The 11518-nt window shown below is 46.7% G+C and carries 11 protein-coding genes and 1 other RNA gene; 5 read left to right on the top strand and 7 right to left on the bottom strand.

The window, feature by feature from the left end:
* From AC6R0R_RS07020 to smpB, 3 genes are all read right to left on the bottom strand, one after another.
* Positions 1-782, bottom strand: a 782-nt coding sequence (locus AC6R0R_RS07020; RefSeq protein WP_500626182.1) for an integrase arm-type DNA-binding domain-containing protein, incomplete at its 3' end; no start/stop codon positions are given.
* Positions 783-979: 197 nt separating this feature from the next.
* Positions 980-1347, bottom strand: a transfer-messenger RNA (tmRNA) gene (ssrA, locus tag AC6R0R_RS07015).
* A gap of 67 nt (positions 1348-1414) precedes the next feature.
* Positions 1415-1900, bottom strand: coding sequence for an SsrA-binding protein SmpB (gene smpB, locus AC6R0R_RS07010; protein ID WP_334551285.1), 486 nt, complete (start codon positions 1898-1900; stop codon positions 1415-1417).
* A 117-nt stretch (positions 1901-2017) separates the two neighbouring features.
* Between smpB and AC6R0R_RS07005 the strand changes: the two genes are divergently transcribed.
* Positions 2018-2461, top strand: coding sequence for an SRPBCC family protein (locus AC6R0R_RS07005; protein WP_500626181.1), 444 nt, complete (start codon positions 2018-2020; stop codon positions 2459-2461).
* Positions 2451-2807: an RnfH family protein gene (locus AC6R0R_RS07000; protein WP_334551281.1), complete on the top strand. Its 357-nt coding sequence runs from the start codon at positions 2451-2453 to the stop codon at positions 2805-2807. The genes AC6R0R_RS07005 and AC6R0R_RS07000 overlap by 11 nt, the downstream gene beginning before the upstream one ends.
* 72 nt (positions 2808-2879) lie before the next feature.
* Here the strand turns inward: AC6R0R_RS07000 and bamE are convergent, their stop codons facing one another.
* The 3 genes from bamE to nadK form a co-directional block, all read right to left on the bottom strand.
* Positions 2880-3239 carry an outer membrane protein assembly factor BamE gene (gene bamE / locus AC6R0R_RS06995; protein WP_334551279.1) on the bottom strand — a complete coding sequence of 120 codons (360 nt, stop codon included), beginning with the start codon at positions 3237-3239 and terminating at the stop codon, positions 2880-2882.
* A gap of 193 nt (positions 3240-3432) precedes the next feature.
* Positions 3433-5097, bottom strand: coding sequence for a DNA repair protein RecN (recN, locus tag AC6R0R_RS06990; RefSeq protein ID WP_500626180.1), 1665 nt, complete (start codon positions 5095-5097; stop codon positions 3433-3435).
* A 161-nt stretch (positions 5098-5258) separates the two neighbouring features.
* The gene (gene nadK / locus AC6R0R_RS06985; RefSeq protein WP_334551276.1) at positions 5259-6143 is read right to left on the bottom strand and encodes an NAD(+) kinase; all 885 of its coding nucleotides are present in this window, start codon (positions 6141-6143) and stop codon (positions 5259-5261) included.
* 142 nt (positions 6144-6285) lie between these two features.
* Between nadK and grpE the strand changes: the two genes are divergently transcribed.
* The 3 genes from grpE (at position 6286) to dnaJ (ending at position 10387) form a co-directional block, all read left to right on the top strand.
* Complete coding sequence (gene grpE / locus AC6R0R_RS06980) at positions 6286-6882, top strand: nucleotide exchange factor GrpE (RefSeq protein ID WP_334551275.1); 597 nt, start codon at positions 6286-6288, stop codon at positions 6880-6882.
* Positions 6883-7137: 255 nt separating this feature from the next.
* Positions 7138-9048 carry a molecular chaperone DnaK gene (gene dnaK, locus AC6R0R_RS06975; protein WP_500626179.1) on the top strand — a complete coding sequence of 637 codons (1911 nt, stop codon included), beginning with the start codon at positions 7138-7140 and terminating at the stop codon, positions 9046-9048.
* Between the two features lie 196 nt (positions 9049-9244).
* Positions 9245-10387 (top strand): molecular chaperone DnaJ, encoded by a 1143-nt coding sequence (dnaJ, locus tag AC6R0R_RS06970; protein WP_500626178.1) that lies wholly within the window; start codon positions 9245-9247, stop codon positions 10385-10387.
* A gap of 298 nt (positions 10388-10685) precedes the next feature.
* Here dnaJ and AC6R0R_RS06965 read toward each other — a convergent pair whose 3' ends face one another.
* Positions 10686-11513, bottom strand: coding sequence for an SDR family oxidoreductase (locus AC6R0R_RS06965; RefSeq protein ID WP_500626177.1), 828 nt, complete (start codon positions 11511-11513; stop codon positions 10686-10688).
* Between the last annotated feature and the right edge of the window lie 5 nt (positions 11514-11518).

Raw genomic sequence — 11518 nt, 5'->3', positions numbered from 1 at the left:
TCTATCTCTGACCACTGGGCGGCAGATGACTCATTAGGTCTTGTCATAGTATGCAACTGCCATTCAATAAGGCATCGTGTTGTAAGTTTGATGCTTGCTCTAGATAGGTCTTTCATGAACTGAGGCAGCTCTTCTGGAGTAATCGTTGGCATATTCTTCTTTTTAGGGGCGTGGAAAGCTGAGTGAATCTTGCTTAGAGGGTTTGAGTTTATAATCCCCGTATTTACCGAAAAATCCATCACTTCATTGATGCGTTGGCAAAGGCGCTTGACAGTTTCTAGAGAGCCTTTTGCTGCAATTGGTTTGAGAGTGTTGATGGTGTCAATTGCCGTAAGTTTGCTGATAGGTAATTTCCCCAGCTTGGGGAATATGTGTAGTTCAAATGAACGCCAGATATCCGTGGCATATTTTTCAGAAACGGTAGATTTTTTTACGGTCATCCAAGATTCTGAGATTTTTTCGAAGGTATGCTCAAGCTCTGCAAGTTTTCCTTGTGTCTGTTGTTGTTTGTGTTCTCTAGGGTCAATTTGCTTTGCGAGAAGAGTTAGAGCCTCAAGCCTTAACTTGCGAGCATCGGCAATACTAATTTCGGGAAAGCTACCAAACGAAATATTAGTACGCTTTTTGGTAAAGGGTTTCTGATATTTAAAAAGCCAAACTTTGCTACCTGATGGTCGGATACTCAGCATCAAGCCTTGCCCATCACTCAATGTGTATTCTTTTTCTTTTGGTTTAGCTTTGTTAACTTCGGTGAAAGTTAGAGGTTTTACGTTTCTAGCCATCTTAATGCTCCTTGAGGGGTACTAAACCAAACTTAGTACCAAGATGCTTAGTACTAAACTCACCTTGGTACATAGCTTGGTACCAAGTTTTACGAATCTAGTAAAACAATCTCGAACATTATAGATACAAAAAGCCCCGCTAGGCTAGGAGCTTAGCGGGGCTTTCAAACGTTCTAGAACGTCTTCGTATACGAATTTGGTGGAGCTGGCGGGAGTTGAACCCGCGTCCGAAAATCATTCATCTTTGGTACTACATGCTTAGTCGATCTTTAGTTTCGCCACCCACCTGCGAACCGACACGCGAATGAATGACTAACCTGAATTATAATTCGCCGTTCATCTCTCAGGTGGGAGAATCCGGGCTAGCGCGTTTGGGTTTGATCCCTCGTTGGTCCCCGTCTTACGTGCGGAAGCTAGGGCGAGAGAGCTCTCAGCAGGGTATTAAGCTGCTAGTGCGTAGTTTTCGTCGTTTGCGACTATTTTTTTGCGGTTTGTTAACGAGGCCTACCGCACCTCGGCATGCACCTTAGACTGCAAAATTCCCGTCGAATCCTGAATCAGCCCCAAGGTTGTTGATGCATAGTACCAGATTAGTGATGCCTGTCTAGCACTATGCGTTTAAGTGGTTAAGATTAGCGCAGCGCGCTTTTCATTACTCGAGCTTTTTGACGCTGCCAGTCGCGATCTTTGATGTCATCACGTTTGTCGTGTAGCTTTTTACCTTTTGCTACGCCGATTTTCATTTTGACCCAAGATTTAGACCAGTAGAGAGACAAGGCGATAAGCGTCATGCCTTCACGGTTGATGCGTCCGGTTAAGTTGTCGAGCTCTCGACGGCTCATAAGTAGTTTTCGCACACGCGTCGGGTTCGCCACTACGTGTGTCGATGCCTGATTTAGAGGAGTGATCGTCATTCCACTCACAAAGGCTTCACCGTTACGCATAAATACGTAACTTTCTGAAATATTGGCTTTACCTTGGCGAAGGGCTTTCACTTCCCACCCTTGTAGCTCTAGACCTGCTTCGATCTCATCTTCGATGAAGTATTCGTGGCGAGCCTTTTTATTGAGCGCGATGGTATTGCTACCCGCTTTTTGTTTTGAGTTTTTCTTTGCCATAATACGGTCATTATAAAGAGGGTTGAGTGCTTAGCAAATCCCTTTGTTTGCGCTGAGTGCAAATAAAAGTAAAATTATCGCCAGCTTGATGCCCAAGCTTAGTCGTAAGGAGTCAATATGAAGCAAGTCAGTCGCTCAGCGCTGGTATCTTTTAGTGCAGAGCAGATGTATGAGTTGGTCAATGACGTGGCGAGTTATCCCGAGTTTCTTCCAGGCTGTTCCGGTTCTCGAGTGATTGAAGAGTGCCAAGATGCCATGGTGGCGTCGGTCGATGTGTCTAAAGCGGGTATCAGTAAGACATTTACCACCTCAAACACGTTGCACTTTGGTGAGGCGATCATCATGAATTTGGTCGATGGCCCATTCAAAACCTTGAAAGGGGGGTGGTATTTTACACCGCTGGATGAGCGAGCCTGTAAAGTAGAGCTTAAGTTAGAGTTTGAGTTTTCCAGCAAAATGATTGAGATGGCCTTTGGTAAAATCTTCAATGAGTTGACGAGCAATATGGTCAATGCTTTTACCGCAAGAGCGAAACAGGTATATAACTGCTATGAGTATTGAGTCTGATATGATCCATGTTGAGGTGGTGTATGCGCTACCCAATGAGCAGCGGGTCTACACTTTGGTGGTCAACAAGTCGATGACGGTTGAGGAAATCATCAAGCAATCTGGCGTTTTGGAACGCTATCCCGATATTGACCTAACAAAAAATAAAGTTGGGGTGTTTAGTCGCAATGTGAAGTTGGATGCGACTGTCCGAGACAAAGATAGAATCGAAATTTATCGACCTTTATTAGCGGACCCGAAAGAGATCCGACGCAAGCGAGCAGAACAAGCCAAAGCGGCCGGAAGCGCAGATCCAGTGACAGGGGGCAAAAAGAACCCGCTTAGGAAAGAACAGGCCTAATCAAAAAACGCTGACATCTTGTCAGCGTTTTACGTTTTTGCGCGAATAGCGCCTCAACGAATAGGCACTTTATTAATTGATACTTTCAAAAAAATCGTCACTGGCGGTGAAGTCGCCAGTCACATCAACCAATTGACCATTGCCATTGAAGTTGACCACTAAGTTTTTTTGAATCGAGTCATGGTGGCCTTTAGTGTGATGGTAAATGTAGTACCAAGTGTCAGGGTAGCCATTTTCAACCAACATCGGTGAGCCCATCACATAACGTACTTGCTCTTTGGTCATACCGAATTTAAGTTTTTCTACCGCTTCTTGCTCAACATAGTTGCCCTGGTTGATGTCAATGCGATACACCAGCTTCTCTAATAATGAACAGCCAGTCAGGGTTGTGATCGCGAGTGGTAATGCGATAAGCCACTTAGTTAGTTGCATACGAGTATTCTTACTGCAGAGGGTTCTAAAACTGAGCCGATAATAAACAAGCTTGCTTGTAATGTAAAAAGCTCATCGGCATTTGAACTGTTTCAGACCATGATTTTTGAATTAGGTTGCAAATTCGAGCCAAAATTCCTGAGCTAGGGAACTTTGGCTACCTAACCTGAGCGGGATCTATTGTTGAGTCACCCTAAGCGGCGACTAGGAGCTCTTTTGCATTGGCTAAGGTTGAGTCGGTAATTTCACTTCCACCTAACAAGCGGGCAAGCTCGCTAATGCGCTGATTGCGATCGAGAACACGCATCTGTGTCTCCGTTTTACCTGCTTTAGTGTTTTTGGCAACAAACAGTTGCTGGTGACCACATCCGGCGACCTGCGGTAAGTGAGTTACACAGAGAACCTGGGTAGATTCTCCTAATTTTCGCAACATTTTACCGACTACGGCGGCGGTTGGCCCACTGATACCGACATCCACTTCATCAAAAATGAGGCTTGGTGTGTCGACTTTCTGCGCAGTAATGACTTGAATGGCTAGGGAAATGCGTGAAAGTTCCCCTCCAGATGCCACTTTGGCAATCGGTTGAAGTGGTTGGCCGGGGTTCGTTGAGACTAAGAAGCATACTTGATCGAGGCCAAGTGGAGACGGATGCGCCGTATCACTGACCACATCGATACAAAACTTCGCTTTTTCCATACTCAACTCGTGCATGCTGGCTGAAATCAGCTTGTTGAGCTCTTTGGCGTATCGTGAACGTGATTTACTCAGTTTTTCTGCGTGCTCGACAAAAGTTGCAAAAGTCTTGCTCACCTCATTTTCCAGTTGCTCGAGTTTGTCATCGGAGCAGTCTAGCGCGTCGATTTGTGCCAACAACTCTTGGTGATGTTGATATAAAGCTTCTGGCATCACATGGTGTTTACGTGCGATAGACATCACTTTGGAGAATCGCTCTTCTACATAAGCCATGCGCGCAGGGTCAACGTCAATATTGTCGAGGTAGTTGCGAAGCTCATTGTTGGCTTCTTCAATCTGAATCAGGGCTTCCGCCAGCATATTAGGCAGTGCAGCCAACTTATCGTCGAGTTCTGCAAGTTGAATCAAGGACTGACTGGCTGATTGGAGAATACCAAGCGCATTAACTTCTTCACCTTCGTAAATAAGCTCAATGGCTTGTTGGCAGGTGGTGGCGAGCTCTCCGCTGTTGGAGAGGCGTTTGTGTTCTTGTTCGAGCTCTTCATATTCTTCCTCCCCTAGAGAGAGTTCGTTTAACTCTTTAATTTGGTATTCAAGCAACTGTTTTTGCGCAAGGTTAGCTGCGCTATTTTCTTTAAGTTGCTTGAAATGAATGTCCGCCTGACGCCAGAGTTGGTAAGCATTACGAGTGCTTTTGAGCAAGTGTATATGCCCAGCGTACTGATCGAGCATGGCGAGTTGGTGCTCAGGTTTCATCAATTGATGATGCGCGTGTTGGCCATGAATATTGATCAGCAGTTGTCCGAGCGACTTGAGCTGAGAGAGAGGGACTGGGCTACCATTAATGAAGGCTCGTGAGCGGCCTTCTTTGCTAATGATACGACGCAAAATGCAGTCGCTCCCATCGAGCAGGTCGTTATCTTCTAGCCATCGTGTTGCGTGAATATTGTTTTCTAGTGAGAACGCGGCACTGACTTCCGTTTTATCTTCACCTTGGCGAACCATGCTGGCTTCCGCTCTGCCACCAAGGCATAAGCCGAGCGCATCGATCGCAATGGACTTGCCTGCGCCCGTTTCACCGGTGATGGTTGTCATTCCTTTAGAGAGTTCAAGTTGTAGAGATTTTACAATCGCAAAATTATTCACACTTAGATGAGCCAGCATTTTTAGCACCTGTTTAAATGAACAATACTGTATAAAGAAGCAGTATATACTGTTTCTTTATACAGTAAAGATGGTGGCAACAAATTTTGTGAGGGCGATTAAAAAAGGTTGATGTGTGTACATCAACCTTTCAAGTGTTCATCTCTGTTTAGGGCCGCTTGTTAGAAAAGCTTGCTGGACCAGCCCAGTTTGTTTCTCAGCACATGATAGTAGCTGTATTCCGTTGGGTGGATAAGTTTCAGGACGTTAGGGCTTTGATAAATATGGATTTCATCCCCCGGTGAGACGGGCAATGACACTTGACCATCACAGCTGACTTCCTGTGTGCCTCGGTTATCGGGCGACACCAGTAGCTTGATACGCCGTTTTCCGTCAACGACCAAAGGTCGACTCGACAAGGTATGGGGAAACATAGGGACAAGCGAGATAGCGTTGAGGCTAGGCGACAGAATTGGACCGCCCCCAGAGAGCGAATAAGCCGTAGAGCCGGTCGGCGTTGAGACTATGATGCCATCCGCACGCAGAGAAAACGCGAAGCTATTATCGATATAGACCTCGAATTCAATCATGTGCGCAATTTGCCCGGGGTGAAGTACCGCTTCGTTTAGCGCAGCGTTGTGGCTTTTAACTTGGCCATGACGATGGACTTCCGCTTCAAGTAAAAAGCGCTCTTCTTCAATGTAGTCTCCCGCTAGCACGGTTTTCAGCGCCGCTTGAAAGTCTTCGGGATTTAAGTCCGTCAAAAAGCCGAGATTTCCTCGGTTCACACCAATGACGCGCACGTCAAAGCGCGACAGCACACGAGCGGCGCCTAGCATGTTGCCGTCACCACCAACGACAATCGCCAAGTCTGCGACGTTGCCCAGCCGAATCAAACTGGCGAAATCTTGTTGCGGTAGGTCATCTAAGATTTCGCTGAGGCGATCATCGATAAGAACCTGATAACCTTCTGATTTTAACCAAGTGTACAGTTCTCGGTGCGTTTGGATAGCCTGCTGATCTCTGGGCTTACCAATGATAGCGATCACTTCAAAAGGTTTTTTCATAAGTTTTCCGCGCTAAATAGGCTTGAATCGACAATCTACATCCCCATAATAATGGCAAGTTAGCTAATTGTGCGAATTTTTTGTATTTGGTGGTGGCAAACTGAGCCGTTAAGTACAAAGAACATTGAATTCTGGAGAGACCATGAGCAACGAAGAAAACAAGATTAAAGAAGAAGAGCTTGATCAAATCATCGAAGAAGCGGAAAAAGCCGAAGCGGCAGCACAAGAAGTGGAAGCTGAGCTTGAAGAGATGGGTGATGAAAAAGACGCGAAGATTGCTCAACTAGAAGCGGCGCTACTGACAAGCGAAGCGAAAATTCAAGAACAGCAAGACGGTGTATTGCGTGCGAAAGCAGAAGTCGAAAACATGCGTCGCCGTACGGAAACCGAGATCGACAAAGCACGTAAATACGCATTGAATAAGTTTGCTGAAGAGCTGTTACCGGTGATTGATAACCTAGAGCGTGCGATTCAAGCGGCAGACGGAGAGAATGAAGCGGTCAAGCCGATTCTTGAAGGTGTTGAACTGACGCATAAAACGTTTGTCGATACCGTGTCTAAGTTTGGTTTGAAAGAGATCAACCCAGAAGGTGAAGCGTTCAACCCTGAGCAGCACCAAGCGATGTCCATTCAGGAAAGCCCTGATCATGAATCGAACACGGTGATGTTTGTGATGCAAAAAGGGTATGAGTTGAACGGACGCGTGATTCGTCCTGCCATGGTGATGGTAGCGAAGTAAACCGAAATAATCGCGACATTATGCGCGATAGAGTAGCGAGCAAAGCGAGGCTTCGGCCTCGCTTTGTTGTTTCTAAACAAAAATTACGATTTTTTTCATTTTGTCCCTTGAAAAGGTAATTCCAGACCTTATCTAAGGGGCATAGAGAAGCAAACATGATTATTTTTGTTTGTGAGCAAGGGTTGAAACCCGATTCTCCATCCCCACATAGGGGATATAGCACAACGAAAATAGAATTTATTCGGAGATAGCCTGATGGGTAAAATCATTGGTATTGACTTAGGTACTACTAACTCTTGTGTTGCTGTATTAGACGGCGACAAACCACGCGTGATTGAAAACGCAGAAGGTGAACGTACTACTGCATCGGTAATTGCTTACACAGACGGCGAGACATTGGTTGGTCAGCCTGCGAAACGTCAAGCAGTTACTAACCCTGAAAACACGCTATTTGCAATCAAGCGTTTGATCGGTCGTCGTTTTGAAGACGAAGAAGTTCAGCGCGACATCGAAATCATGCCATACAAGATTGTTAAGGCTGATAACGGTGACGCTTGGGTTGAAGTGAAAGGCCAAAAAATGGCAGCACCTCAAGTTTCTGCTGAAGTTCTGAAGAAAATGAAGAAAACAGCGGAAGACTTCCTAGGTGAAGAAGTAACAGGTGCGGTCATCACTGTACCGGCTTACTTTAACGATGCTCAGCGTCAAGCAACTAAGGATGCAGGCCGCATTGCAGGTCTAGAAGTAAAACGTATCATCAACGAACCGACAGCGGCAGCGTTGGCATACGGTCTAGACAAGAAAGGCGGCGATCGCACTATCGCGGTTTATGACTTAGGTGGTGGTACGTTCGATATCTCTATCATCGAAATCGATGAAGTTGAAGGTGAGAAAACGTTCGAAGTTCTTGCAACCAACGGTGATACTCACCTAGGTGGTGAAGACTTTGATAACCGCCTTATCAACTACCTCGTTGAAGAGTTCAAGAAAGAGCAAGGCATCGATCTTAAGAAAGATCCTCTAGCGATGCAGCGTGTGAAAGAAGCGGCAGAAAAAGCGAAGATCGAGCTTTCTTCGACTTCTCAAACTGACGTAAACCTACCATACGTGACAGCGGATGCGACGGGTCCTAAGCACATGAATGTGAAAGTGACGCGTGCGAAACTAGAATCTCTAGTTGAAGACCTTGTTCAACGTTCACTTGAGCCACTAAAAGTCGCACTAGCGGATGCGGATCTTTCAGTGAATGAAATCACTGACGTTATCCTAGTCGGTGGTCAGACTCGTATGCCTATGGTTCAGAAGAAAGTTGCAGAGTTCTTCGGTAAAGAAGCGCGTAAAGACGTAAACCCTGACGAAGCCGTAGCTATGGGTGCTGCTGTTCAAGGTGGCGTACTTGCGGGTGACGTTAAAGACGTACTGCTACTTGACGTTACACCTCTGTCTCTAGGTATTGAGACAATGGGCGGCGTAATGACTAAGTTGGTTGAGAAGAACACCACTATCCCAACCAAAGCGAACCAAGTTTTCTCGACAGCGGAAGACAACCAGAACGCGGTAACCATCCACGTTCTTCAAGGTGAGCGTAAGCAAGCGATGTACAACAAGTCTCTAGGTCAATTTAACCTAGAAGGCATTCAGCCTGCGCCACGTGGCATGCCACAAATCGAAGTGACTTTCGACCTTGATGCGGACGGTATTCTACACGTGTCAGCGAAAGACAAGCAGACTGGCAAAGAGCAGAAGATCACTATCCAAGCGTCTGGTGGTCTAAGCGATGAAGACATCGAGAAAATGGTTCAAGAAGCAGAAGCGAACAAAGAAGCGGACAAGAAGTTCGAAGAGCTAGCGACTGCACGTAACCAAGCGGACCAAATGATTCACGGTACTCGTAAGCAAGTAGAAGAAGCGGGTGATGCGCTTCCAGCTGACGAGAAAGAGAAGATTGAAGCCGCGATTTCTGAGCTAGAAACAGCACGTAAAGGCGAAGACAAAGAAGCGATCGACGCGAAAGTTCAAGCACTGATGACTGCGGCTCAGAAACTGATGGAAATCGCTCAGCAGCAAGCTCAAGCGCAAGCACAAGGTGGCGAGCAAGCAAGCAGCGACGCTCAAGACGATGTGGTTGACGCAGAGTTCGAAGAAGTCAAAGACGACAAGAAGTAATTCTTGATTCGGACTTAACTTAACTATGATGCGGGCGTTTGAGGAGACTCTTACGCCCGTATGTTTGTACATTATGTCCATCTAACTAAAAGTGTCTTTTTGGTGTGGGATCGCTAAAATCCAGAGCCATTAGTTAGGTAGATATAACACCAAGCGGTGTTGACCGTTTGCAGTAATAAATTTGGTGACGAGAAACATGTCAAAACGTGATTTTTACGAAGTATTAGGCGTAAGCCGCGATGCATCAGAGCGTGATATCAAAAAGGCGTACAAACGCCTAGCGATGAAATTCCACCCAGACCGTAATCAGGGTGATGACAGCGCTGCAGATAAGTTTAAAGAAGTAAAAGAAGCGTACGAAGTTCTGCTCGATCCACAGAAGAAAGCCGCTTATGACCAGTACGGCCATGCAGCCTTTGAACAAGGCGGTATGGGAGGCGGCGGCTTCGGTGGCGGTAGTGCCGATTTCGGTGACATCTTTGGCGACGTGTTTGGTGACATCTTTGGTGGCGGTCGTCGTGGCGGCGGTCAAGCTCGCGCTCAGCGTGGCGCTGATTTACGCTACAACATGGAATTGACGCTTGAAGAAGCCGTACGTGGTGTGTCGAAAGAAATTGAAGTTCCTACGTTAGTCCATTGCGACAGCTGTGAAGGAAGCGGCGCGAAGAAAGGCACATCACCTGAAACATGTGGTACTTGTCATGGTCATGGCCAAGTTCAGATGCGCCAAGGTTTCTTTGCGGTTCAACAAACCTGTCCGACCTGTCACGGTAAAGGCAAGATCATTAAAGACCCATGTAATGTGTGTCATGGTCAAGGTCGTAAACAGAAAAGCAAAACCCTTAACGTTAAGATTCCAGCCGGTGTGGATACTGGCGATCGCATTCGTCTTTCAGGTGAAGGTGAAGCGGGAGAGATGGGCGCACCAGCGGGCGACTTGTATGTACAAGTACACGTGAAAGAACACCACATCTTTGAGCGTGATGGTAATAACCTCTACTGTGAAGTGCCTGTGAGCTTTGCTATGGCAGCGCTCGGTGGTGAGGTGGAAGTCCCAACATTGGACGGCCGAGTGAACCTTAAAGTGCCAACGGAGACACAAACTGGTCGTATGTTCCGTATGCGCGGCAAAGGCGTAAAAGGCGTTCGTGGTGGTGGTATTGGCGATTTGATTGTCAAGCTTGTGGTAGAGACGCCAGTGAACCTCAGTGCCCGTCAAAAAGAGCTACTTAAAGAGTTTGAAGAGTCTTGCGGTGGTGAAGCGGCGACCAAGCACAAGCCGAAATCAGAAGGCTTTTTCAATGGTGTGAAGAAGTTTTTCGATGACTTGACCAGCTAACGCACAAGCTGAATTCAAAGCGGTAACACAGCAAAAAAGGTAGGAAACCGAAGGGTTATCCTACCTTTTTTACAATGTGCAAGCGAAGGTGTTACAAAAACATCAGTAACGTTAGCGCAACACCGACACTCAGCCAGTTCAACTGGTTTAATGACATAGTCTTATCCGAATGTAACGCTGTAATAATGAATTTTTATGTGGCCAAACCCAAAACGATGGGAGTTCGTCAGTGGCGCGAAGGCAACGATTTAAATCTTACTGTCTCAATATTACGATTAAATTACATACAGACGATTTTTTATGCAGCCTTGCTCAATAGTCGATCCAAGACTCGGCTCGATAGTAGACGTTTTAACCACCAAAGCACTCGCGTTGGCGTGGTAATTCTGTAGCGGATTTTGGGTTTTTCGGACTCCAATGCATGAACCACAGGCGCAATACAGGCAGAGGCGGGAAGAACAAAGCGGTTGCTTGAAGTATCGTTGCCAAGTCTTGCTAATTGTTGCTCATAGTGCGCACGATGCGCGCTCTCTTCCACCTTGATCCAGCGTTGAAATGCCACCAAGGCGTTGGCGCGAAACTGCGTCTCTATGGGACCTGGTTCGATGAGGCTGATGTGAATGTTGGTGTCGGCCAGCTCGAGTCTGAGTGTGTCTGTCCACCCCTCAAGAGCAAACTTGGAGGCGTTGTACGCACCACGATATTTCATCGCCGCAAATCCAAGTACCGAGCTGTTTTGTACGATTCGCCCAGCGCCTTGCGCTCTCATTATCGGCAGAGCCAAAGAAACAAGATGATGCCAGCCAAAAAAATTGCTTTCAAACTGGGCGCGCAGGGCTTCTGTCGGGAGATCTTCCAATGCCCCAGGTTGACCGTAGGCCCCATTATTGAACAGAGCATCAAGTCGGCCGTTGCTTAATGCTAAGGCTTCATGAAAGCCTGTTTCGATACTTTGTGGATCAGAGAGATCCAGTTGCACCGACAGCAACCCTTCCTGTTTCAATCGCTCGACGTCTTGTGCTTGACGACAAGACGCGATGACTTGGTATCCTCGCTGATGAAGGGCGTGGGCAACCGTATAGCCTATGCCGCTCGAGCAGCCTGTAATCAAAATGTGTTGAGTCATGGTTG

It is taken from the genome of Vibrio sp. R12-SW3-ISO1, assembly GCF_059834005.1.
The sequence above is the reverse complement of the archived record's forward strand: the minus strand, read 5'-3'. Positions and strand labels throughout refer to the sequence as shown.